Genomic DNA, 24,983 nt, shown 5'->3' on the forward strand with positions numbered 1-24,983 from the left:
TGATATGTATGGGTTTTCTCGAATATTACAAAATTATCGATGCGTAAAAAGCTCATTTTACGCATCCTTTGGCGTCAGAATTATCTCAATTTGAAGAAAATCAGTTATACCTGTATAGGCAACCAGTCATTTGGACGACAAGTAAGGCGGTCATAATCGATTAGAAAAAGTGTAGTGGTATAGCGAATTTGGCCACTCTATTGAAGGTGATATTAGATTATTGAGGGTAAATACAAATGACTAAACCTCGAGAGATATCCATTTCAAACACATATCGGGGCATAAACGAGTTACCAGCACCAGCTTTAAACTTCATTTATATTGGATCCGTTACGGTAGTCCATTACTTCAATTTAATCCATTGCCTGCCGCAGGTGATGTATAGGATATACAAATGTCGCGATCACATGGTCAATGATGTTCCCGACATCATCATGACATTTCCCAAATCCCTATGGGTCAGATGTGAAAAAGCGACCTTATGTGCAGATACAACTGCGAGACGCTGCATTCTTTATATAAATCAAAAGGTCCATGTAAGCTCTGCCAAAACAAATAACATCCATGTTAAACGGCCAGTTCGGCATCTCTGCCTCTCGCTCAGAGCGTTTCACGCTGTGAAACTTCGCCATGTTTTGGTCAAATTTGTTCCAGAAAAATAATGACATTCTTGCCATCCTTGGCAGTCAGAAGCTCGCTGCTGCATCTACACCGGGATTATTATCTCTTCGATTTGACTGTATTCGTGGCAATTAAAAAAGCTAAAAAAACCAAGAATCTAATCAGCTAAAGGACTCCCTTTGAATTGAGGACGCAGAGAAAATAGCGTGAGCTTGACAGGACGTCAGGCTAGCTTTCGCGGTGCAGGGATGCACCATCGGAAGCGTTAGCATTTTCACTCTTTATAATAAACAGGGACCGAAGTTATCAACAAACGAAGTTAAAAGCTGGATCAATCCCCATCGTAAATCATGCGCTTTTCAGCATTTTTCGTTAGGGCGCTGAGGGTTTGTTAAGGGCTTCTTTTGTAAAATGTGAGCGCTTTCCCCCTTGACTCTGCTCTTTGCAAAAGAAGGGGCGAAGCGCCACGACGTTAATCCAAACGGAGTTTGGAATTACAGGCTGAAACCCAGATATCAAAATCAGCAGTGGGCAGAAAACCCACGATATTAATCCAAACGAAGTTTGGAAATGCAGAATAAAATCCACAGGTCAAAATCAGCTGTGGGTGGAAAACCACGACGTTAATCCAAACGAAGTTTGGAAATACAAAAAGGAAACCAATGGTCTAAATTAGCTAAGCGCCGAAAAACGGTTTAAAATCACAAAAAATAGCAATTATTTAATGCTGTTAAGATGTTCTATTTTTTATCATTTACAATGTCAGTCCGACAAGAAATAATAACAACAACAACGATTTCTCTTGAGCTTATCTATGCCTACTTCTAATAACACTGAAATTTTTGCTAAAGCAGAACAACTATGTCACGACAATGGTGTAAAGCTAACGGCAAAAAGAAAGAATGTTTTAGGTGTATTACTTAACTCTAGCAAACCCTTATCAGCCTATGAAATCGTTGATATTTACCGTGCGACACACCAAGAATCATTAGCACCGATGTCTGTTTATCGTATGCTGGATATACTCAGTGAACTGCCTTTAGTGCATAAGCTATCATCTGAAAATAAGTACCTTGCTTGTTCACACATCACTTGCGCTCACAAGCACCAAGTACCGCAGTTTTTGATTTGTAAAAGTTGCGGCAAAGTGGCCGAGAAGGGCATTCAAGCCAGCGTGATCGAGGCTTTAAAAGAGAGCATTCAACAAGCGGACTTTCAACTGCTCAACTCTCAAATAGAATTACAATGCTTGTGTAATGACTGTGCTAACCCTAGTGAAAAGCCCAATGAGTAACGCATTCTTCATATTTGACACTTGAGCCACTCAGCCCAACTGATAGATTCACCTCTGATATCCTCAACAAAAAAGCGACCCTAAGGTCGCTTAATGTCATTGTGGTACTAAAACAATGCAGTTTGAGTTTACACCGCGGACTTGCCCCTTGTCAGTCGGGACTAGTGACAAGGTTTAACGCTATCAAATTTAACTATCAAATTTAACTATCAAATTTAACTATCCAAATAGCGTTAGTGGCGATGCTAAGACAATGAAGTTTGGGGTTTACCGCGGAGTTGACTGATGTCAATGAGCAGTGAAAACCTTAAACAGAAGCCGTATTAGCAAGTCCAAGCAGCAATTAATGCTGAAAATTAGAATTGATACTTTACACTCGCGGTAAAGTTAATCGGCTCACCCGGCATAGTCCATAACCTGTGATAGGAGCTTTCAAAGTATTGCTCATTAAACAGGTTATTCACATCAAGCATTACACTAAACTTGCTGCTTAACTCTATCGCTGCGGATAGGTTCACTAAGGTGTATGCAGGTAAAATATAATCAGGTGATGTGGTTTCACCTAGACGGTCGCCAACGTAATTGACCGTAGCGCCAAAATAAGCTTCTTTACCCATAATGTCAGTATAATGTCTTAGGGCCACATGACCGACATGCTCTGCAACGTTGATTAAGCGTGAACCTTTAGGGATTGGCACGCCCCAGTCATTATCAATCAAATCGTTTGCTGTTCTTGCATCGGTATAAGCGTAGGCTAACTCAATGCTGGTATCAGCCGTTAGTAAGGTGGTCAGCTGAAACTCAACTCCCTGACTTTCAACCTCACCTAAAGTCGCAGAAAGCCCTGTGTCTGGCTCTGCTGTTAACATATTGGTTTTGCTGGCATCAAACAGTGCAAGGCTACCGGAGAACCTGTCAGCGACATTTTGCCATTTAAGACCGACTTCGAAAGATTTAGTTTGTTCTGGGTCAAAAGCATTTCTGTCTGAATCAAGCCCAGGATTAGGTCTGAAACCTTCAGCGTAGCTGGTGTAAATATTGATATTGTCATCCAATTCATAGACAAAACCGAAACGAGAAGATACTTCAGTTTGATCTTGCTCTTGAGACTCATTATCCAGTTTATTGACAATGTGCTGATTAAAGCTATCGACTCTGAAGCCCAATAACAGCTTGGCTTTATCAGTCAACTCAATTAAATCTTGGGCGTAAAAACCAAGGCCTTTTTGCTCTTCAAAGGTTAAGGTTGTTGGTGTGGTTTCAGGCTGATACATAGTGTAATCAGGGTTATTAGGGTTGATTGAGTATGTCGCATCGCCTGAACCCCAAGCGGTTCGCCACACTCTATAATCAGTATCTAGCTGGAAGTTATAATAATCTAACCCAATTAATAGATTATTGGTCATTCCACCAAGCTCTACGTCACCGCTAACTTCAAAACGCGCCGAGAAGTCTTGCGCCTGATAATCACGCTCTCTTCTTTGTCTTGATAAGGTATTTGGGTCGCTATAAATCAGCTGGCGGCCGTCAGATAGTTCAGCATCTGAAGATTGACCTTTAAAGGATGAATCCCGATAAGCTAAACCGGCTAATAAGTGCCACGAGTTATTAAGCTGATGATTTAATAGTAGTTGGTGTCCTAGCGCTTCAACTTTATGGGCTCCGTCTCGGGTATCACCATAAAATGCGGCAGTATCGACAGCGTCAAAATCATTATCTAATACATAGACACCGCGATCTAACGGCTTGCTTTGATGTAGAATTTCCATTTCATAACTTAAGCTGGTGGCGTCAGAGATATTCCACAAAAGTGACGGGCTTAAATTCAAGCTTTCAATATCAACATGGTCACGAAAGGTATCTGAATCTTCGTAAAAGCCATTGATGCGGTAAGCAACATCGTCACTAATGCCTTTGGTGTGATCAAATTCCACTTGTTTTTGATTGAAATTACCTAAGGTTCCCTGAATATAACCTTGTTCATCAAATTGCGGCTTTTTAGTGATGATATTGACCGTGCCACCCGGTTCACCTTGTCCGTACAGTGCTGAGCCTGGCCCTTTCATTACTTCAATGGTTTCAATATTGGCGGTATTTCTGTTGCCGTTATAACCTCGCGAGTTAAAGCCATTTACTAAGTAACCTGTCGGGTTATTTTCGTCGCCCGAAAAACCGCGAATAGCAAAGCTATCAAACATACCGCCAGAGTTATTTTGCCTTACGATACTAGGCGAAAAGTCCAAGGCGTCCATGAAACGAGTAATGCCCTCGTTTTTGATGGTATCGGCATTAATTCTATCTACTGCTTGGGGAGTATCAATCAATGGTACGTTGCCTCGGTAAGGCTGCCAAAGTCTATTTACCTCAATGCGCTCAATATCATCATTAGTTTCTGAGGTTGGGTTATTGCTATCTTGCGCTAACGCACCATTAGAAATGACAATAATTGAATATAGAAAATGCTTTTTCACGTGCTTTGCCCTATCAAGGATGGATTAAAAAGGCAATGTTATAACATATCATTTATTTCGTCAAAGTGAAGCCAGTAACAAACAGTCACTTTGGCCACTTAAGGGTTTTGAAATACATAAAGCTATTGAGAACGGCAAACAGAAAGTCCGCTGCTGGTACTTTTTAGCGGGGACAGTGAAAAACCAGTTAATCCCAAAGGAGTTTCGAGGTTCAGAAAGGGCGCATCTGGCTTAAACAGGAGATCTTTATTAATCCCATAGTTAAATACAAATAGTTAAATACAAATAGTTAAATACAAATAGTTAAATACAAATAGTTAAATACAAATAGTTAGATGCAGAATGTTAAATAAAAACATTTAAATACAGTAGGTTAGGCGCAATCTGTTAGGTGGAATTAATTAGAGACAAATAGTTAGGTGCAATTTATTAGGTGGGATTAATTTGGGACATATAGTTAGATGCGATTTGTTAGGTGAAATTAATTCAAGACAATTAGTTAGATAGCATTATTAAACTATAAATAGTTAGCGGCAAATTGCGCTAATATCGCACCTTTTTCCTGTCGATTTAGAGTCCTTATCAAAGGCTATTTTAAGTTTTACCATTGAGTGTGTTACTGCTGCAGATAAGTTCACATTTTCAATCACGAAACAGCCTTTCGACTCGCATCTTTTATCAAAACCTATGTGTTCATCACCATGGGATCCTATTCCGTAGCTGTCAATAACGATAAAGGCGGGCGCGTTAAGTAGAATTTGCTCAATAGCATCACTGGTTAGCGCAGTATTCATAACGCCATAGTTTGGCGTGCCGTAACCATTTTGCTCAATGTTTGCGGTAAAAAGTACCAATGCTTTGTCTGCTAACGCTAAAGGCTCTAAATCATCCACTGACGGCATTTCGTGAGTACAATTTATAACAACGACATCGACTTCATACTGTGCTTCTAATGGCTCTGAATCGTAACAATCAATATGAGTACCTATGTGACCAAAAGCGCCGACGGCGTCAGACTGCTTTTTTGCCCATTCATAGGCAGGGTGGCCGCTTTCAATAACAAGGCTTAGCTTTTGTTCATGCATATGTCATCTCTTTAGGATTCATCGCCAACGAGTATTGGGCGGGGGCAACTAATGGGCAATATATAGATTATTATATGATTATATAAGCAGTAGTGTCCTAACTTATGTGTCCTAACTTATGTGTACTAACTTAGAGGTTATGGCTATGCATTGATTACTCTGTTGCAAGCGCCAATGATAAGCAAACTTTAAATTAGACAATAAAAAGCCCCTTAGAATATTAATCCTAAAGGGCCGATTATTGCTCTATGTTGCAAGAGCTGTTTTGCGCTAACAAAACATCAAGGGTAAACGTCCAACGGATTTAGCAAGCAATTGCATACTTAATGCGTCTTTAGTTTTATTGCTGCTAACACTCACCTAAATTGTAGGTATTGATGCTAGCAACAACATAATAGCGTTTAGTACGATTTGTGCATTTCAACAAAGATACGTTTGTAGCTGTTGATTACGCGATCAAATAATTTAGTCATCTTTTAAATCTCCACTCAGTAATAATTTCAAATTAGTAGAGTTGGGGATGTAACTTGAAATCCATTCTGTTCAAGTCCAATCGACCTTCTCTCAACACGGGGCGAATATTAAAGCCTGCCGATGTTTTTCTCAAACGAGTTAAATTAATCTAACGCATTAGCAAAACTAATGAATGAGGTGTGGCTTCCTGCTTTGTTTTTGAACTATTATTTTTATTTGTTATTTATATTCAATGGTTTAATTATTTAAATTAAAGCTGTAAGGGTTAAAATATATATCCCATGGTTTTTTTTGATCTAATTTTGTTACTTAGGCTAAATTCATTAGCAAAACATGGATTAGGGAACACTATATTAAAAAAATGTAAAAAAATTCCTAGCAATATTTGGGGTATTGGTCAATACATAAAAGTTGGTAGTTTGCGCTATTGCCCAAAACCCACAGAAAACCCATTAAGGGTGGCAAGTTTGATTGATTTGAATCAAATTTAGATGATATAAAATAGAGGTGTGCACCATTAATTATTTTTATAAGTAACTGTTTTTGCTGATTTTATGATTTTGGTGGGCTTGGTTTATTTGCGCTGTGTCACCCTTTGCTATCTTGGTGTGATAAACGTCTCACTATTGTGGTGCTAAGGCGAAATAAACTAAAAACGAAATTGAGTTACGGTAGTCTTAAAATAACAATTCATTAACCTGTTTTTTTGGGTGCTGCTTTAGATTAATAAATTTATTTCCTGCAATAACACTTTTGTTTTTGAGGAAGTCGACATGACATTTGGATGTACTGGGTAAGGAGTCGCCAATGATTATTGAAGAGGTTGTTGAACTGTCACGGTTACAGTTCGCGCTAACAGCCATGTACCACTTTATATTTGTACCTTTAACCTTAGGTCTAGCGTTTATTTTGGCTATTATGGAATCCGTTTACGTGATGACTAATAACCAAATCTACAAAGACATGACTAAGTTTTGGGGTAAGTTATTCGGAATTAACTTTGCTTTAGGTGTTACCACCGGTTTAGCAATGGAATTCCAGTTCGGTACTAACTGGGCGTATTTCTCACATTATGTGGGTGATATTTTTGGTGCTCCACTGGCGATTGAAGGCTTAATGGCTTTCTTCTTAGAATCTACCTTAGTGGGTATGTTCTTCTTCGGTTGGGATCGCTTTAGTAAGCGTCAACATTTAGCGGTTACTTGGTTAGTTGCTATCGGCTCTAACATGTCAGCTTTATGGATCCTGATTGCTAATGGTTGGATGCAAAACCCAGTAGGGTCAGTGTTTAACTATGAAACAATGCGTATGGAAATGACCAGCTTCGCTGAAGTACTGTTCAACCCTGTTGCGCAAGTTAAGTTTGTTCATACAGTCGCATCAGGTTATGTTGCCGGCGCGATGTTCGTCTTGGCAATTAGTTCTTACTTTATCCTTAAAGGTCGTGATTTACCGTTTGCCCGTCGCTCGTTTGCGATTGCTGCAAGTTTTGGTATGGCGTCAATCCTATCGGTAATGGTACTAGGCGATGAGTCTGGCTATGAAGTAGGTGAAGTACAGCGCGTTAAATTAGCGGCAATTGAAGCGGAATGGCACACTGAGCCAGCACCAGCGGCCTTTACTGCAGTGGGTTTCCCAAATCAAGAAACCATGCACACTGACTACGCGATTAAGATCCCATACGTAATGGGGATCATTGCAACGCGTTCTTTAGATGAGCAAGTGACTGGTATTATCGACTTAATCGACGAGCATGAAATTCGTATCCGTAACGGTATGATTGCTTACTCTTTACTAGAACAACTTCGCGCAGGTAATGAAACAGAGCAAATTCGTGCTGATTTTGAAATGACCAAAGGCGATTTAGGCTATGGTCTACTGCTAAAACGTTACACAGAAAATGTAGTCGATGCGACAGAAGAGCAAATTAAAGCTGCCGCTAAAGACTCTATTCCTAACGTTGCCCCTATGTTCTGGTCATTCCGTATCATGGTTGCGTGTGGCGTGATTATGCTATTGGTATTTGCTGCGGCATTCTGGCAAAGCACCCGTCATAAAATTGAAGAAAAACCATGGGTATTACGTGCAGCGCTATACAGCTTGCCACTACCTTGGATTGCAATTGAATGTGGTTGGTTTGTGGCAGAGTATGGTCGTCAACCTTGGACCATTTCAGAAGTCTTACCGACCTTTATGTCAGCATCAACGCTAACGCCAGGTGATATATGGTTCAGTATCATTTCAATCACTGTGTTCTACTCAATACTATTAGTGATCGAAATGTTCTTAATGTTTAAGTTTGCTCGTCTTGGCCCATCATGCCTTAAGACAGGTAGATATCATTTTGAAAACCAAGATGCTTAATCTGAGGACCTGATTATGTTTGATTATGAAATGCTAAGATTTATCTGGTGGGCTCTGGTTGGCGTATTGCTAGTTGGGTTTGCTGTGACAGATGGTTTTGATATGGGTGTGGGTGCGTTATTACCAATTATTGGTAAAGACGACACTGAGCGCCGTATCATGATTAACTCGATTGCCCCTCATTGGGATGGTAACCAAGTTTGGTTAATTACTGCAGGTGGTGCGTTATTTGCTGCTTGGCCAACAGTATATGCCGTGTCGTTCTCGGGTTTTTATGTGGCAATGATGTTGGTGTTATTCGCCTTATTCCTGCGCCCTGTTGGTTTTGATTACCGCTCAAAAATTGAAGATCCAAAATGGCGTAAGTCGTGGGATTGGGCCTTGTTTGTCGGTGGTTTTGTTCCTCCATTAGTTATCGGTGTTGCTTTTGGTAACTTATTACAAGGTGTACCGTTTGAGTTCGATGAATACCTACGTGCAACTTATCAAGGTGGCTTACTAGGCCTACTAAACCCATTTGGTTTATTAGCTGGCTTAATCAGTGCACTTATGATGATGATGCAAGGTGCTTCATGGTTACAAATGAAAACCGAAGGTGAGCTACGTGTTCGCGCTGCTAAAGCATCACAAGTGTGTGGTTTGTTAGTGACAGTGTTGTTTGCTGCTGCGGGTGTTTGGTTAGTAAATGGTATTGACGGTTATGTGGTTACTTCAGTAATCGATACTGCTGGTCCTTCTAATCCAACGGCTAAAACTGTTGCTATAGAAGCAGGCGCATGGTTAGTTAACTATGACAAGTATCCTCTGACTATGCTGTTCCCAGCATTAGGTTTGTTGATGCCAATCTTGGTGATTCTAGCAAGTCGCTTTAACCGAAGTGGTTTTGCATTCTTATTTAGCTCACTAGCTATTGCAGGCATTATCGTGACATGTGGCGCATCAATGTTCCCATTCGTCATGCCTTCATCGCTTGATCCAAATGTGAGCTTAACGATGTGGGATGCAACCGCAAGTGAAATGACCCTTAATGTGATGACTTGGGCGGCGATTATTTTCGTACCGACAGTATTAAGTTACACCATTTGGACTTACTACAAGATGTTTGGTCGCTTAAACCGCGACTTCATTGAAAAGAACAAAGCATCACTTTATTAATTAAGGAGCCATTATGTGGTATTTCGCTTGGATTTTAGGTGTATTACTGGCCTGTGCTTTTGGTATCATTAATGCGCTTTGGCTTGAAAACACTGAAAACTTAGACCGTATTAGCGAGTCTGAAGCTAAAAATAAGTAAGTGTTTTAAGTTGTAAAATATCAAACCCTGCCTAGTGCAGGGTTTTTTATTGTTTAAAATTAGCTGATGGGTGAAATAAGGGAAGCAAGCTTACAAAGGTTGAATGAGTTATCGTTTTTAAAGCGCTTAAATAGACTGGTACTGGGCTGCGGTAATAAACTGACCAAAGCTTTCACACCAAATAATGATGGTGTTGTAAGTTGCGATATCCACCTCTTTTGGTGTTGGCACTAAGAAATTGTCGAAGGTTTTGATGTCGGCCACTTGCACCATCGTTGATTTTAAACGGTTAAAATCCGCTTCTGTTTCTACAAACTCTTTGGCCAAATACACTTTAAAGTCAGGACCTGGTGACAGCTTGCCATTCAGTGCAATAAATTCATCGCCTAGGGTCACTTTGCCTTCGCCCCAATGCAATGCGTCGCTATCTTTGAGGTTACGGCTGAATTGACCTGTAAAGCGTTGCACTGAGTCAATTGACTGCACTTGCTCGCGACTGGGTGCATCTGGTGCAGTAAGAATAGGTAAGGTATAAATACCCGCGCCAAAGCCAATGGCGAGTACGAGTGCATGGGTTGAAAGCAGTGCTATAACGGTGCGTTTTTTCATTCTGTACCTGTTCTGTCATTAAAGTGGTAGTTAATCGTAACCTCATTATCAAATAAAGGGGCATGAACTTTACCGTTCATGCCCCATATAACGACCTGAGTTAACAATCTTTTATTACAAACAAATGATTAAATTTTAAAGAAGTTAATCTTGGTTTTTAGCTCTCCTGCTAGCGCTGTTAGCCCGTCAGCGACTTCAACGGTTTCTCCGGCGCGCTCTTGCCCTTCATTGGCAAGGGACGACATCTGATGCAAGTTGCGGGTGATTTCATCAGCAACGGCGCTTTGCTGCTCTGTGGCGCTAGCGATACTGCTAGAGAAAGTGGCAAGTTCACCAATACTGGCTGTGATTTGACTTAACTGCTCACTGGTTTGCATTCCCTGTTTGGCTGAAACACCTTGTCTTTCTCGCTATCAGAAATACCTGGGCCGTTATCACTAATGATAAAACCGTTGGCGGTTAGCTCAACGTTAATGGCGGCATTAACGCCTGCGTATTTAGTGGCGTTTTCTAATAGATTATATATGGCCCGAAACAGCAGTGTGGCATCCCTTTGAATAGACAAGCGCAGGTTTTTTTATTGTTTTTTCCTTGTTCTAAATTAGTAGGCTGCTGATTCTCATTATTTCCCCAATAAGGCCCATAACCCACTAGGTGACAGAGGGACTTTTTATTACAATAGTTATTTCGCTACCAGAGAGTTGATATGTCCAATAATGCCGGTGCCGAGATTGCGCTAATCCATTTGTTTGTGCATTTAGTCAATGCGGGTAGTTTTACTCAAGTGGCCAAAGAGCTGCAAATGCCTGTGGCTACCGTAAGCCGCAAAATTTCGAAGCTTGAAGCCCACCTTAATACGCAGCTGATTATGCGTAGTACTCGGCGAATTCGCTTAACAGAAGAAGGCGGGGCATTGTTTGAACGCTATCAAGGGGTGATAGCGCAACTTGATGTGCTAAACCATCCATCGAAAGCGAAGCCCGAAGGTACCCTGCGTTTAGCTACGCCAATTTCTATTACCTCGATGTTGCTGATGGAAGCGATAACCGAGTTTTCTATCGCGTATCCTGATATTCAATTGCACATTAGCCAAAATAACCAGACCATTGATTTAATTGATGAAGGTGTTGATGTCGCCATTGTAGGCGGAGCGCAGCCAGATTCATCTTGGGTGTCTAAGTTATTTGGGGTGCTGCATTATGGTTTGTTTGCCGCGCCTAGTTATTTAGACAAAGCGGCAGCAGTGAGCCATCCTAAGCAGCTAGTTGAGCATAATTTAGTAAAAATGTGGCCGCTGTTTAATTGGGTTTTAATTCATAAACAGTTGGGGGAGTTTTACTATGAGGGCCCGGCAAAACTGACCTTATCGGATATTCACGGCGCGGTGAAAGCAACTGTAGCAGGAGCGGGGATCATGTATGGTCCCACTAAGTTTGTTGAGCAAGAAGTGGCATCTGGGGCGTTAGTGCCAGTGCTACCTCAGTGGCAGGGTGAGACCCGGCGTATTTCGCTGTTATACCATCAGCGCAGTCATCAGCCACTAAAAGTACAATTGTTTTTAGATTTTATGTTGTCAAAGTCAGCCTCTATATTTGGCTAGCAACTGAACTGTTGCTAGCCAAAAACAGGGTGTAGTTTGTCGATAGATACTTAAACTAAGTAAACATCTAAACTACAAGCCCCATGGGCACCGACGACTAAGGCTTGCTCAATATCGGCTGTCTTTGAAGGGCCTGCAATAAACACCCCAAATGACGGTACAGCACTATTAATTAACTTCATCGCTTGATGCATGTCTTGTACTATGTCATCGGCAGCAATGGTGATAATCAGGTTTTCACAGATAAACGGCGTCACTCGATGGCTTTGGGGTAACGATACCCAAATTGCGCCATTTTCAGCTACTGCTATCTCGCCTTTCAGTACGGTAAAGTCAATGTCTTGCATCGCATGGGCAGTGTCAGGCTGCTGACGGTTGCCGCTGACGCCATCAACCATTGATAACACTTGTTTACCTTGGCTGATCAGCTCATGGGTATAGCTGTTTAAGGCAGCAATACCACCTTGTTGAATCAGTTTACCGGCAACGGCGCTGAGGTTAGTGTTAAATGCACTGACTAAGTCCATATCTCGTAATGGGATATCGATAACTGGCATAGTGGCTGTTGCCACGGCAGATTTTTGCAATGCTGCCAAAATGGTATTTTTACTGGACATATTATTGGCCTCTATTACGTTTAAACCAAGCTTCAAAGCTCGACTTTGGTGCCTGTGGTAATTCGCGGTATTTACCCCAAGCGCCAGAAAATGGCTTTAATAAGCTATGGGGTAAAATACGTAATGATGTTCTTGCCGCGCTCATTGAGCAGTTCATCGCTGTGGTACTACTGATAAATTTACCGACTAATGGCATGTAATGCTTTTTGCCATAAGGTAAGCGGTTTTGTTCGGCTTTAATGCGGCGGTGGCGGGCAATAATTTTATCCAGCGGCACTTGTGTTGGGCAGACAAAGCTACAACTGCCACAGAGAGTACATCCCCAAGGCATAGAGTCCGTTTTGTCGTGCTGCGCGCCTACTGCAATCCCAATAGGGCCAGGGATGGTGTAGTTATAGCTATAACCACCAGAGCGGCGATACACAGGGCAGGTATTTAAACAGCCACCACAACGAATACACTTCAGTGACTCGGCTAAAATACTGTCTTGCATCATTGCGCTGCGGCCATTATCAACAATAATAATGTGCATCTCACCATCTGGCTTTGGCGCGTTGTAGAAAGACGAATAAGAGGTAATAGGTTGGCCAATGGCATTTCTAGCTAAGGTTCTTAATAGTACCCCAGCACTGTCTAAATTGGGCACGACTTTATCAATGCCCATAGAATGCAATTGCAGCGCAGGTAAGTTTGCCCCCATATCAGCATTGCCTTCATTGGTGCACACCATGACGCCACCTTGATCGGCAATGGCCATGTTGACCCCTGTCATTGCCGCATCAGCAGATAAAAATTGCGCTCTTAAATGGGCGCGAGCTGCGCGGGTCAGGTAAGTGGGATCAGACTCACCAGCAGTGGTGCCAAGCTTGTGGTGAAATAGTTCACCCACTTCTTCTTTTTTCATGTGAATAGCAGGCACCACAATATGTGATGGCGGCATACCGGCAAGCTGAATAATGCGCTCACCTAAATCGGTATCAATAACTTCAATGCCGCGCTCTTCAAGGTACGGGTTTAAATGACACTCTTCAGTGAGCATTGACTTTGATTTGACCAGCTTTTTGACATTGTGCTTTGCCAAAATACGATGGGCAATTTCATTATGCTCAGCGGCATCTTTAGCCCAATGAACCTGCACGCCATTTTCAAGGCATTTAGCTTCAAATTGCTCAAGATATTGGCCAAGGTTACTTAAGGTATGCAGTTTAATTTCAGAACCTAATTGGCGTAATTTTTCCCACTCAGGAATTTGCTTTGCAGCGCGATCGCGCTTTTCTCTGAGTAACCATAAGGCTTTTGAATGCCAATCGACGCGAGACTCATCGCGGCAAAAAATGTCGGCCTTTCTAGCGTGAGTCGCTTCAGATGAATGATTGTTTGACATAGCAAAGCCTCCTATAGAACTGAGTTAATGATTTGCGCGATATGGCGAGTTTGGATCGGTAATTGTTGGCGGCGGATCATGCCATCAAGGTGCATTAAACATGATGGGTCAAACCCCACAACAAATTCAGCTTGGGTGGCTGCGTGGGCTTGGGCTTTATCTTTACCCATTTTTGCCGATACTGCGCCTTCGTCTACGGCAAAGGTGCCGCCAAAGCCGCAGCACTCATCACGGCGATCGGGATAGACAATGGTTAAGCCGTCAATATTTTGCAGCACTGCTTCGACTTTATTAAATTGCCTGCCCATGCTTTCGCTTGGAGTGGCAAGACTCAGCATTCTGATCCCGTGACAGCTCATTTGTAGGCTAACCTTGGTATTCAGAGGTTTCGAAAATTGCTTAATTGGGGCAATGTCATGTAAAAATTCGGTCAGTTCATACAGCTTGCTGATAACCTTTTGGGCTTCTGGGCTATTGTCAAACTCATGGAAATTTTCTTTGGCAGCCACTAAGCAAGATGCAGCAGGGCAAACAATGGCATCACACTCAACATTTTTAAAAGCGTTAAGTAGCTTCATGGTGGTGTTTCTTGCTTCGTTAAAGCAGCCTGAGTTGGTCATCGGTTGGCCGCAGCAAGTTTGACCTGAAGGCAATATCACTTCATGGCCAAGCTTTTCTAATAATTCAAGCGTAGCAACGGCGACTTCTGGCAGCATTTGATTGACGAGACAAGGTATAAACAGTGCAATTTTCATAGCATATTCTCTGTTAAGAATAAGAGTAACTGATAGGTCACAGCGCTAATTAAGGTCATAAAAATAGCGCTGTTACATTTAGGAGGATTAATGTACTGTTTTAAATTTGCAAAAAGTAGAGGTAAAAAAGCAAATGTGCGGGGTTACTTTCTCATAAATGCAATAATTAATCGATGAGGGTTAGGGCATTGCTAATTAAGTAATTGGTTTTATAGTCGCTTTGCCAAATACCTGATGATTTTACTCTATGATCATTTCTGTTTGGTTTTAACAAGATGACTGTTGTTTAAGTGTCAAAAGTCACTTGCCTTGGTTCATGTGTGCGATTTTGTGTTTATCGCTTATGCTCTTAAGGCATCAACTTGGGATCTTGCTATGAACTACGATGTCTCTTTGCTCGACATAAAACTGTTTTTAATGACGCACCAGTTTGGCAATTTTTCTGAAGTTGCTCGCAGGCTAGATATGACGCCGTCTTCAGTGTCACGCAAAATGAATCAATTAGAAGAGAAGGTCGGTACTAAGTTACTGCACCGTCATACGCGGGCTATTTCATTAACTGAAGAAGGTATTGCTTTTGCTAAGCACAGTGCTGAGATTATTCGTCAGTATGATTTAGTATCTCAGCGGATAGAGCAAAAAGCTGATAGCCCCCGTGGCACTGTTAAAATTAGCGCGCCAGTGGCTTTTGCTCGGTTACATATTTCTCCTTTTTTATCCGAGCTGTTAGAGCTGTATCCACTCTTGAATCTGGAAATACATCAAACCGACAGTTTTATGGACCCCGCCCAAGAGGCCATTGATTTACTGGTGCGCATTGGGGTGCCGCAAAACTCATCAATGCGAATGAAACAATTTGCCACCCAAAACTATGTCATGGCAGCAAGCCCAAGTCATTTTAAAATTACATTGTGAACCGAAATCCTAGAACAATTAAACATAAAAAACGGCGCTTAATAGCGCCGTTTTGTTATAGGTATAACCGCCTTTATATTAGACGCTTATTGGCTCAAGGCTTGGTTGCTGCAAGGCTTTTTTCTTCATTAATAATAGATACATAGTCGGTACCCAAATTAATGATAGCAAGGTGGTGAGTAAGGTGCCGCCAGCAATCGCTATTGCAAAGGGAGGCCAGAAACCGCCGCCTGCAATAATCAGTGGTAAGAAGCCGCCAATGGTGGTGATAGTGGTTGAGCCAATATGTCTGCCGCAGCCGCTAACAATGTTGATGATGGTTTCAAGGTTGCCAAGTCTTGCCTCTGGCATGTCTTCAAGTTCTGCCAAAATAACGATAGCGGCATTAATGGCCAGCCCCATTAGGCCTAATAAGCCGATAATCACGGTAAAGCCAAACGGAAACCCAAACACATACACTGCCAGCAGACCAAGCCCAGCTGATTGAAATGCGCTTAATAAGATAATCGCAGTTAATCTAAATGAGTTAAAAGACAGCACCACTGTTGCCAGTAATAAGGTCACCACCACTACGATGTTTGACAGTAAATTGCCCACCGCTTCATTGCGTTTGGCGCTTTCACCGCCGATCTCGATATGGTAACCCGCTGGCAACTCAATTTGGGCGAGTTTATCTTTAACATCATTGAGTACTTTTCCGGGCAGTACGCCACTGACAATGTAGGTTTCAATGGTGTTAACCCGCTCGCCATTGCGCCTTGGGATCCCGCCGCGACTGACATTGATTTCATTGTGGGAAATGGCTGACAGCGGAATAATATTGCCATTATTAGACAGTAAATTAAGCTCAGATAAACGAGTGGCTTGCTCTCTTGAGCTATCTGCTAACCTTACTCTTACTGGTAGCGATTCAGTTTGCTCTAAAATACTGCCGCCTATGATACCTGTGGTAGACATTTCAATTTGTTTGGCGATATCAGTTAAGCTTAAGCCGCTCATTAAGCTGGCATCTTCATTGATTTGCATCCACACCTTTGGTGAGCCTGCACTTAAGGTGGCGCGGGTATGGATCACATCTTTGGTTTGCATAAACAAGCCGCGGGCCTGTTCTCCTAGCTGAGTTAATACATCTAATGATGGCCCGTAAATGCGTAATTCAACTGGGGCGTTAAATGGTGGGCCCTGTTCTAGTTTTCTCACTAAAATTTGCGCTTGGGGAAAAGCATCATCAAACTCAGCTTGTAGCGATAAAATCAGTCGATTCGCCGCATCAAAGTCGGTCACTTTGACCATGGCTTGGGCGTAGTTAGCCGCCCCTTGTTGGCGCTGGGTCAGGTTGTAATAAAACGATGGCGTATTGCCGCCAATGACCCAAGTGCTCATTTCAACATCTTCAAGCGCCCGTAAACGCTGATCAATTTGTTCAACTTGCTGACGGGTATTGGCTAAGCTCACATATGGCGCTAAATACACTTCAATTTGAAACATATCCCGATCCGATGGCGGGAAAAACTGCTCGGTCATTTTAGTTGAAGCAACAAAACCGACAACCGGCAAAATACCAATCAGCACAGCGGTGATCACCGGTCTTTTTAAGCCAATGCGTAAACTGGTTTGAAAAGCATGACTAAGACGCGGGAAGGCCATGCCTTTTTGATACCACGCCATAGACGCATTATCTTGGCTAAAACGCCCCGCCAAACCAGCAATGATGGTGTGTGAAATTAAGTATGAGCCCAGTAGAGCAAACATCACTGAAATGGCGATACCACCAACAAACTCACCTGCTGCGCCGGGCATTAAAACTATCGGAGCAAAGGCCAACATGGTGGTAATGGTTGAGCCCGCAAGCGGCAGCCATAAGTGGTGCAAGGTTTTACTCACGGCTTCAAGTTTACTTAAGCCTTGTTTGCGGCGCTGGGCAATAGCATCAACAATTACAATGGCGTTATCCACCATAATCCCCAGTGCCACCACTAAACCAGTGACTGACATTTGGTGGATGGGCAGTCCGGTGTACTTCATACAGGCGAGGGTAAACAAGGCCGTTAGCGGCAGTGATAATGCCACAATCAGCGCATTTCTTAGCCCAAGGGTGAGCATCAGTACCAGTAAAATAATCACAAAGCCTTGGATTAAATTAATGACTAAATCCCCTAGGCGCACACTGGTATAGCCTTGTTGATCAAACAGCCATTGCACTTGAATGTTAGCCGGTAAGTTAGCGCTAAAGTCATCGACCACTTGGCTTACTTGCGCTTGCCATTGATCAACTCGGTTATCGTCAAGCATTCGGGCCGACACCAATACCCCTTCAGCGCCATTAATCAGCGCAATGCTGGTGGCAGGTGTTTTAGGTTGACGGCTAATATTGGCGACATCACCTAGGCGAATGATCTGACCATTAGTATCAATTTTTAACGGCACTTGGCCCACGCGAGTGATTGAATCAAGCTCGCCTGATACTTCTATCAGCGCTTTAAAGGTAGCGTTATGGATTTCACCAGCTGATATTTTACTGTCAGCATTAGACAAAATAGCGGCAATAGCAGCGGGAGTTAATTTAAGTTGACTGATTTTATTGCCATCAAGCTCAACCAGAATTTCTTCATCTGGGGTGCCAGACAAGTTGACGAAGTCAGTGCCATTAAGTACCCGTAACTTGCTTTGCAGCTCTTTAGCATAACGCTTGAGTACGTCAGTTCGAATTGGGCTGTCGTTTTGCCACACTAAGCCTAAAATCGCGGTGTTGGCGTAACCTGTTTGGTCATCCAAAATGCTGTTTTGCGCCGGTAGCGGCAGTGTAGATTTACTGTCGGCGACTAAATCACGGGCTCGAGACCAAACCGGAGCTGTGTCAGTTACCGTGTCTTTAAGCTCTAACTGGATAACGGAAATGCCCGGGCGCGAGGTAGATTGCACTAGCTTTAATTCTTCTAAGCGGCGCAGTTGATTTTCTAACACTTCAGTGACCAAAGCTTCCACTCGCTCAGCCGATGCGCCGGGGTAATGAGTCACCACCGAAGCAAAGCGGTTGGTAATGTTAGGGTCTTCAGTGCGGGGTAAACTGCTAATGGCGCCTAACCCCGCCACCAATAGCAGGGCAATCATTAAACTTGCTAGCCTGCCATTTTCAACAAAGGCCTTAATCATAATGACCTCGCAACAGCTTGTGAGCTTGGGCTAACAATTTGGCCAACCACCAATTTATGTAAGCCCTGAGTGACTATGACATCATTTTTATCAATCGCGCCATTAATAAAGGCTTGTTGCTGGTTGGTGTAAATAATATCAACGTCGCGGCGCTCTAGTTGGGCTTGTCCGTCAGCATTTTTGGTGACCACAAACACATTCCATAAGCCTCGCATACCATCAGTGAGTGCGGAAATGGGCACCCAGTAACCGGCGCTATTGACCTGTTGTTGGTATTCAAGATAAGCGATTTCACCATTGATCATGCGGCTGTTATTGGGTAAGTCTACCCGCAGCTGCACAGTGCGAGTGACCGCATCGATTTCTGCGCTGATCCCGGCAATGGTGCCAGTGTAGGTTTGATTGCCAACAGTGATGTTGACGCTTTGATTGGTTTGCATGGTCATCGCGACCGTGTTTGGCACCCCAATATAAGCCTGCTGCTGGTTGTTACCAATTAAGGTAAACACCGGACTACCCAAGGCGATAACTTCGCCGATATTATGGTGACGCTTACTGATGTTGCCATCAAAAGGCGCCACTAATGTGGATTTTGCTAGCTTTAATTCGGTGGCATGAAGCGAGGCTTGTAGGCGTTTTTGATTGGCTTGCAGGCTGGCGACTTGCTGCTGGCTTTCATCAAACTGCTGCTGGGATACATACTGCTTTTTCTTCAGCTTAACGGAGCGATTAAAATTACTTTGCGCTAAATCTAAATCGGCTTGGGTTTGCAGTAGTGACGCCGCTAATTGTTGCTGCTCAGCCTGAAGTAATTGGGTATTAAGCTTGGCCAGTTGTTGCCCTTTAATGACGCTATCGCCACTATCAACAACAATGTCGCTTAATTTGCCCGCCAGTTCAAAGCCTATGGCGGTGGTATCGCTTGAGCGCACAATACCCGTGTATCGCTGCTGCTGAAGGTAGCTGCTACTGGCATTAAGTGGCTGGGTCATCACATTAGGAATAGTCACTGTTGCCGTATTGGATATTGCGGCCTCATTACAGGCCGTTAACAAAATTAAACTGATGATAATGCCAAGCTTATTGACGCGACGCTGTACGGTGACCTTATTCATGGTGAACATTCCTATTGCAACTTCCTTAATTTCAATAAAACCAAGGCTTAATAGCATTGACCAATTGAATACATCATGTGATGCTGGGCTAATAATGAACTAGACTGTCTAGTCTATTTGGGTTTTAGTTTATTTCTATAAAACTAGACTGTCCAGTCTAATTTGTGATTAAATGTTATTTATTGTTAAGGCGTGGTTGCGCTTGTAGCGAAAACAAACATAAATACAAGAAGATGTGATTATGATAAATGAGGCAAACTCAGCACCGTGCAATCATGGTGCGGTGAAAACTCGTAGCGAACAAAAACGAATGCGGATTTTAGATGCAGCCATTGAGCTTTTTTGCGTGCAAGGTTTTCCTAATACCAGTATGGATTTGGTCGCGAAAAAAGCTGAAGTCTCTAAGCAAACGGTGTATTCACACTTTGGTTCTAAAGATGAGTTATTTGTCGCGGCGATAGAATCTAAGTGTGTGGTGCATCAACTGACCGGCAACTTATTAAATGACTCACTCAATGCTGAGCAAACAATAGTTACCTTTGCGAAACAGTTTAGTGATTTGGTTGTGAGTGAAGAAGTATTAGCAGTTTTCAAAACTTGTCTTGCTCATGCTGATACCCATCCAGAGCTATCAAAGCTGTATTTTGATGCCGGCCCTAAGCATATTTTAGCCTTGCTGGCGGATTACTTTACCGCGGTGAATCAGCACGGTGAGTATTATTTCCCCCAGCCCCATGACTCCGCCGTTCGCTTAAGTTTAATGCTTTTTGGTGAGCTGAAGCTGCGTTTAGAGCTGCGCCTAGATGCCACAGACTTAATGCCTAAACGGGCGCAATATATTGAAGATACCACGGAGATGTTTTTAAAAGCCCATCGAGTGTAGCAGCGGTAAGCTGGGTTATCGCAAACTGGCTTAGATAACATGGTTTTCAGCGCTGAAAAGTGTCATAAAATATTGAAATAGTGATCCAATTTAAAAGCGTTCCAGTATAGACGTTATGATTTATACCTGATAATTTCGATCGATATAATAATGAGAAAGGAAGCGATTAATGAAAACGATTTCAAGTTTGTCCCTCGTGCCAGAGCAAACTGCCTTTGAAGTTAAAAAGCGTTATTCAAAAAGGCTTTCTATTCCCTATGTTGCCAAGCTAGCAGCAGTGTCTAGCTTAGCGTTTAGCGCAACCGCTTCTGCCTACGATTACTCACCGTTTAAGTTTCATGTATCGCGCACTTCAACTGAAGCGGCTCAAGTCGGCAGCTCAGATACCGAACTGCAACGTGATGTATGGCGCATGAAGCTGTCGGCATCGATGCCTATTGGCAAAGAGTGGTCTATCGGCGCCAATGTAGGTTATGACAACCTCGATTATGGCTTTAAAAATGTTGGCGCAGGCCTACTGCAAGGTAACGTTACCCCTTGGAGTTCCATCAATAAATACAGTGCCGGTTTATTTTTAAGTTATCGCCCTAATGCCCAGTGGATGTTTTTATTCGCACCGAAATTACAATATTCCTATGCTAATACGGCATCGTCTTCAGATGCGCAAAGTTATGGGGTTGTGGCTTCAGGTATGTACCGCTTTAAGTCAGGTAACATGCTTGGGGTTGGGGTGGCGTACTTAAATGATATCTCTGAAGTAAAAACCATTCCTTACCTAGCGGTAAAATGGAACATAACCGATAAACTGTCGTTAAGTAATCCATTCCAAGCAGGCTTTAGTGGCCCAGCAGGTTTGGAGCTATCTTATAAACTTGATGACAAATGGAATTTTGGTTTAGGGGCTTCAAGACGTACCGAGCGCTTTCTAGTGACTGATGCTGAGCAAACTATTGAAGTAGAAGAGTGGGTTAGTTTTATTCGTGCGGGCTGGAATATCAGCAAGAAAGTATCGATTAATGCCTATGGTGGTTACTTCTTTGCTGGTGAAATGGAGCTAAGTCAACCTAAGGTGTCTGATGATATTGAAAATCAAGCGGCAGCAGGTTTAGCCATTGATATTAAGTTTTAAGCTTTATTAACTAGCCTTTTAGCAAAGGTGTTACATAAAACTAGCTATAAAAGCGACCATCAGGTCGCTTTTTTGTGGCTGTGGGTTAAGCGCTATTAACAGCGTTTATTTTGCCAACATGTTTTTGCGTAAGCTTTTTTGAGCAGGCTCATCGCCTAGCCAAATCTTGATTAACGCTTGTCTAAACGCTTCATTGGCAATTGTGGCTTGTTCTTGACCATTTTTAAAGCTGGTTACCCCAGCGTCTTTATGGGTGACAAAGGTAAATTGATCGCCTTTGCTGACTTCTTCGTTAAATAGTCCCATAAACGCATCAATACTGCTTTGAATGGATGCGCTATCGCCATTGGTGGCGGCATCAAAACCTTCGACAATGGCATCAGTCATTTTATCTGCGGTGATCATTCCAGAAGTGATATTGAGCCTAATCACTGATATCGGCTGGGCGATAACCGCATCTACATTGGTTGCAGGTGTTGCTAAGTACAAGCTGCCAACATATAAGTCCATAAAGAACTTGCTGCGCACCCCTGCGCCATTAAGGGCAAGCTGTTGCTCTGCAATCGTCATATTATCCGCCAGCTCAACACCTGAAACGGTTTTAGCTTCAGCCATTTGTGGTAACACTAACGCAGCGGTGAGGGCAATTATTGAAAGTCGTTTCATGGGCAACTCATTTTATAAAGTGTGATTTATACGGGCTGTATGCTGATTTTGCACAACAAGACTACGAACGCGTTCCTAGCTTATATTGGCCATTTTGCTCGAACATAATGGCTTGTTTCTTTTTCGGGGCGATCAAAATTGGACCATCATCGAAAAACAAAAAGGCTTTCCAGTTTTGAGCAAACACTGCCCAGGTGGTTTCGATGATTTGGTATTTTTCATAACAGAAAAATACTTGGGTATCGTCACTCCAGTCAATAAACTCAGCAATCGGTTCTGGCAGGGTATTATCTTCAGAGTCCCATGCCGCTTGCCAGTGCTCGGTTTGCTTCCAAGCATCTTGCTTAGCTGCCCAGTCACCCTTAGAAAATAATTCAGCACGATTACACTTATTACTTATCCATTGATTCCAAACCATCATGGCACTTTTGTCCGTTAACGGTTTGATTAATGCTTTGTCTTCATCAGCAACAGGCAAATCTTTATGGTTAAAAATCCACTTGCGCTTATACACATCTAGCGGGATGTAAGTGTGTGCCAAAAATAGCTCCTAGGGTTTAAAGGGTAATTAAGTGGCCAATTATAACTTTTCGCTATAAATAGTGCTAGCTCTTGCCTAGCTTTGGGATAAGAACACAGAGAAGGGCTTTATTGAGGCTGGCTTGTTTTGGGAACAGCCTGTATTGCATCGCTTGATATTGAAACAGGCAGATTGAAGCAGGCTCATTACACAAGCTTGCCAAGAGGGTTATCATGACTTCAGTGCGCCCAATACAGCGCACTGAGATCAGTTTTCCCTATAGCGGCTTATAATTTAAAACGGCGAATAAGAGAGTGAAATACCTTGATGGTTTTTTCTAACTCCTCACTGGCATTGAGTGACTTATTGGCCGCAGAGCCCGTATCTGTTGCCCCATCAGCAATTTCAATAATTTGCTGGTTGATGTGCTCTGCAACAGCGCTTTGCTCTTCAACTGCTGAGGACATTTGAAAGGTCATATCGGTAATATTCGTCACCGCACCTTTTATTCTTTCCAGTGATGAGCGAGTTTTCTCAACTACTTCAAGGCCATTTTTAGTGGCAATTTCACCTTGGTGTGACATATCAACAGCGGCATTAGTACGAGCCGACAACTGCTTAATGACACTGTGGATTTGGTCGGTTGATTCACGGGTTTTTAAGGCAAGGGCGCGCACTTCATCGGCGACAACACTGAAGCCACGGCCTTGCTCTCCAGCCCGAGCCGCTTCAATGGCAGCATTGAGAGCCAGTAAGTTAGTTTGTTCAGCAATGGAGGAAATTAAATTGGCCGCTTGACCGATTTCTTCAGTTGAGGTGGCTAACTCTTTAATCGTAATAGCAATGCTGTCAACCGCATGACTTAGCTGGTGGATTGAGCTTAGGGACTCATCGGCCAGCGCTGCGCCAGAATCAACAAAGCTAATGGCATTTTCTGCACTGTGAGAGTTTTCTTCAATTTTTTGGGCGACTTCTTGAATAGCTTGGGACATCTGGGTGATCGCTGAGGCAATTTGTTGAGTCGCTAAGCCTTGATGCTCTACCGCTGCTTGAGTCACTGACACTTGAGTTTTACTGATATTGGAAATTTTGTCTAAGCCACTAACTGACTCATCGATACGAGTTAATGCTGTGCGGCAGCGGGCTATTTCACTAATGAAAGCCATTTTAGCTTGGGCGCTGGTGCCAGTATCATCAAAGTAGGTTTGGGCAACAGTTTCATTGGCAAATGATTTAGGGCTAATTAATAGTAGTTTATTCCACTGACTAGCTTGTTGCTGCAAACTCCAGCCAAGGCTTACTAGTCCAGCGATTAAGCTGGCTGTAGCCGCGACGCTGTTACCTTGCCAAGCAAGCATTAAGGTGAGTATTAGTGAGGGCAGAATAATTGGTAATGCTTTAGTGAAGCCCAATTTTAGGCGACTGCGCAGCGATGATGCTGACTTGCCAGCATTGATGCGCGCATAAGCACTGCTCGCACGTAGTTTTTCATCGGGTTCAGCTTGCACACGTACCGACTCATAGCCCACCAGTTTATTACCATCATAAACTGGAGTGACAAAAGCACTCACCCAGTAATAGTCTCCATTTTTGCGGCGATTTTTTACCAGCCCCATCCATACCTTGCCAGACTTTAATGTCTGCCACATAGTTTCAAATACCGCTTTGGGCATATCTGGGTGGCGAACAAGGTTATGCGGCTGACCAATTAGCTCTTCTCGGCTATAGCCACTGGTGTCGATGAATGCTTGGTTACAGTGGGTAATAACCCCTTGTGGATCAGTGCTGGAAATTAATGCTTTATCAGGTGAGAACAGATATTCTTTATTACTTGTTATACGTGCTGTCATATTTTTTCTTATTATTTTGTGACTAAGATCAAGTAAACTTGGGTGGTGTGATTCTGACCTCACTTTAAGGTAAATGCAATTTAAGCAACAAATAATAACAGTGTAAATTCCGTAAGTTACGACGCTAAAATCGAGAAGGGATTTAAGGTGTATTAAAAGCAGCTATTAAAACAAGCGTTTAAAT

At 42.8% G+C, this 24,983-nt stretch carries 21 protein-coding genes; 8 read left to right on the forward strand and 13 right to left on the reverse strand.

Going from position 1 to position 24,983, the window contains the following annotated elements; genetic code table 11:
• Window positions 1–1,435 precede the first annotated feature (1,435 nt).
• The gene (locus BCU91_RS15750; protein ID WP_102531868.1) at window positions 1,436–1,915 is read left to right on the forward strand and encodes a Fur family transcriptional regulator; all 480 of its coding nucleotides are present in this window, start codon (window positions 1,436–1,438) and stop codon (window positions 1,913–1,915) included.
• Between the two features lie 356 nt (window positions 1,916–2,271).
• On the opposite strand, the gene BCU91_RS15755 is transcribed toward BCU91_RS15750, so the two are convergent.
• Window positions 2,272–4,386 carry a TonB-dependent siderophore receptor gene (locus BCU91_RS15755; RefSeq protein ID WP_102436252.1) on the reverse strand — a complete coding sequence of 705 codons (2,115 nt, stop codon included), beginning with the start codon at window positions 4,384–4,386 and terminating at the stop codon, window positions 2,272–2,274.
• A 527-nt stretch (window positions 4,387–4,913) separates the two neighbouring features.
• Complete coding sequence (locus BCU91_RS15760) at window positions 4,914–5,471, reverse strand: hypothetical protein (RefSeq protein WP_102475426.1); 558 nt, start codon at window positions 5,469–5,471, stop codon at window positions 4,914–4,916.
• A 1,281-nt stretch (window positions 5,472–6,752) separates the two neighbouring features.
• On the opposite strand from BCU91_RS15760, the gene BCU91_RS15770 reads away from it, so the two are divergent.
• The 3 genes from BCU91_RS15770 to cydX are packed head-to-tail and all read left to right on the forward strand — an operon-like array spanning window position 6,753 to window position 9,603.
• Entirely contained in the window at window positions 6,753–8,309 is a 1,557-nt protein-coding gene (locus BCU91_RS15770; RefSeq protein ID WP_102438741.1) for a cytochrome ubiquinol oxidase subunit I, read from the forward strand.
• Between the two features lie 15 nt (window positions 8,310–8,324).
• A complete protein-coding gene (cydB, locus tag BCU91_RS15775; RefSeq protein WP_102438739.1) occupies window positions 8,325–9,464 on the forward strand; it encodes a cytochrome d ubiquinol oxidase subunit II in 1,140 nt (379 codons plus the stop codon).
• Window positions 9,465–9,477: 13 nt separating this feature from the next.
• Window positions 9,478–9,603 (forward strand): cytochrome bd-I oxidase subunit CydX, encoded by a 126-nt coding sequence (cydX, locus tag BCU91_RS15780; protein WP_102438737.1) that lies wholly within the window; start codon window positions 9,478–9,480, stop codon window positions 9,601–9,603.
• A gap of 126 nt (window positions 9,604–9,729) precedes the next feature.
• Here cydX and BCU91_RS15785 read toward each other — a convergent pair whose 3' ends face one another.
• From BCU91_RS15785 to BCU91_RS15795, 3 genes are all read right to left on the reverse strand, one after another.
• Complete coding sequence (locus BCU91_RS15785) at window positions 9,730–10,212, reverse strand: DM13 domain-containing protein (protein WP_102531870.1); 483 nt, start codon at window positions 10,210–10,212, stop codon at window positions 9,730–9,732.
• 128 nt (window positions 10,213–10,340) lie between these two features.
• Window positions 10,341–10,589 (reverse strand): hypothetical protein, encoded by a 249-nt coding sequence (locus BCU91_RS15790; RefSeq protein WP_198589939.1) that lies wholly within the window; start codon window positions 10,587–10,589, stop codon window positions 10,341–10,343.
• Complete coding sequence (locus tag BCU91_RS15795; protein ID WP_241901017.1) at window positions 10,568–10,777, reverse strand: ATP-binding protein; 210 nt, start codon at window positions 10,775–10,777, stop codon at window positions 10,568–10,570. Before BCU91_RS15795 ends, BCU91_RS15790 begins: the two co-directional genes overlap by 22 nt.
• A 141-nt stretch (window positions 10,778–10,918) precedes the next feature.
• Between BCU91_RS15795 and BCU91_RS15800 the strand changes: the two genes are divergently transcribed.
• The gene (locus BCU91_RS15800) at window positions 10,919–11,812 is read left to right on the forward strand and encodes a LysR family transcriptional regulator (RefSeq protein ID WP_102519877.1); all 894 of its coding nucleotides are present in this window, start codon (window positions 10,919–10,921) and stop codon (window positions 11,810–11,812) included.
• Window positions 11,813–11,862: 50 nt separating this feature from the next.
• Here the strand turns inward: BCU91_RS15800 and BCU91_RS15805 are convergent, their stop codons facing one another.
• From BCU91_RS15805 to BCU91_RS15815, 3 genes are read right to left on the reverse strand one after another with little or no spacing between them, the layout of a single operon-like run.
• Complete coding sequence (locus BCU91_RS15805; protein ID WP_102475424.1) at window positions 11,863–12,429, reverse strand: LUD domain-containing protein; 567 nt, start codon at window positions 12,427–12,429, stop codon at window positions 11,863–11,865.
• Between the two features lies 1 nt (window position 12,430).
• Window positions 12,431–13,813: a lactate utilization protein B gene (locus BCU91_RS15810; protein WP_102531872.1), complete on the reverse strand. Its 1,383-nt coding sequence runs from the start codon at window positions 13,811–13,813 to the stop codon at window positions 12,431–12,433.
• A gap of 11 nt (window positions 13,814–13,824) precedes the next feature.
• Window positions 13,825–14,568, reverse strand: coding sequence for a (Fe-S)-binding protein (locus tag BCU91_RS15815; RefSeq protein ID WP_076540150.1), 744 nt, complete (start codon window positions 14,566–14,568; stop codon window positions 13,825–13,827).
• A gap of 375 nt (window positions 14,569–14,943) precedes the next feature.
• Between BCU91_RS15815 and BCU91_RS15820 the strand changes: the two genes are divergently transcribed.
• A complete protein-coding gene (locus tag BCU91_RS15820; RefSeq protein ID WP_102531873.1) occupies window positions 14,944–15,483 on the forward strand; it encodes a LysR family transcriptional regulator in 540 nt (179 codons plus the stop codon).
• Between the two features lie 78 nt (window positions 15,484–15,561).
• Here the strand turns inward: BCU91_RS15820 and BCU91_RS15825 are convergent, their stop codons facing one another.
• Together BCU91_RS15825 and BCU91_RS15830 are read right to left on the reverse strand one after the other, a co-directional pair.
• Window positions 15,562–18,636 (reverse strand): efflux RND transporter permease subunit, encoded by a 3,075-nt coding sequence (locus BCU91_RS15825; RefSeq protein WP_102475421.1) that lies wholly within the window; start codon window positions 18,634–18,636, stop codon window positions 15,562–15,564.
• Window positions 18,633–19,751, reverse strand: coding sequence for an efflux RND transporter periplasmic adaptor subunit (locus BCU91_RS15830; protein WP_102475420.1), 1,119 nt, complete (start codon window positions 19,749–19,751; stop codon window positions 18,633–18,635). Before BCU91_RS15830 ends, BCU91_RS15825 begins: the two co-directional genes overlap by 4 nt.
• A gap of 241 nt (window positions 19,752–19,992) precedes the next feature.
• On the opposite strand from BCU91_RS15830, the gene BCU91_RS15835 reads away from it, so the two are divergent.
• Together BCU91_RS15835 and BCU91_RS15840 are read left to right on the forward strand one after the other, a co-directional pair.
• Complete coding sequence (locus tag BCU91_RS15835; RefSeq protein WP_102531874.1) at window positions 19,993–20,634, forward strand: TetR/AcrR family transcriptional regulator; 642 nt, start codon at window positions 19,993–19,995, stop codon at window positions 20,632–20,634.
• A 169-nt stretch (window positions 20,635–20,803) separates the two neighbouring features.
• On the forward strand, window positions 20,804–21,763 hold the full coding sequence (locus BCU91_RS15840) for a DUF6268 family outer membrane beta-barrel protein (protein ID WP_241904098.1): 960 nt from the start codon (window positions 20,804–20,806) through the stop codon (window positions 21,761–21,763).
• A gap of 105 nt (window positions 21,764–21,868) precedes the next feature.
• Here BCU91_RS15840 and BCU91_RS15845 read toward each other — a convergent pair whose 3' ends face one another.
• The 3 genes from BCU91_RS15845 to BCU91_RS15855 form a co-directional block, all read right to left on the reverse strand.
• The gene (locus BCU91_RS15845) at window positions 21,869–22,429 is read right to left on the reverse strand and encodes a chalcone isomerase family protein (protein WP_102438720.1); all 561 of its coding nucleotides are present in this window, start codon (window positions 22,427–22,429) and stop codon (window positions 21,869–21,871) included.
• Window positions 22,430–22,490: 61 nt separating this feature from the next.
• Window positions 22,491–22,970 (reverse strand): DUF2947 domain-containing protein, encoded by a 480-nt coding sequence (locus BCU91_RS15850; protein ID WP_102475418.1) that lies wholly within the window; start codon window positions 22,968–22,970, stop codon window positions 22,491–22,493.
• A 266-nt stretch (window positions 22,971–23,236) separates the two neighbouring features.
• Window positions 23,237–24,799 (reverse strand): PAS domain-containing methyl-accepting chemotaxis protein, encoded by a 1,563-nt coding sequence (locus BCU91_RS15855; protein WP_102531875.1) that lies wholly within the window; start codon window positions 24,797–24,799, stop codon window positions 23,237–23,239.
• Window positions 24,800–24,983: the final 184 nt, after the last annotated feature.

The organism is Shewanella sp. 10N.286.52.B9, from assembly GCF_002873635.1.
Classification (GTDB): Bacteria; Pseudomonadota; Gammaproteobacteria; order Enterobacterales; family Shewanellaceae; genus Shewanella.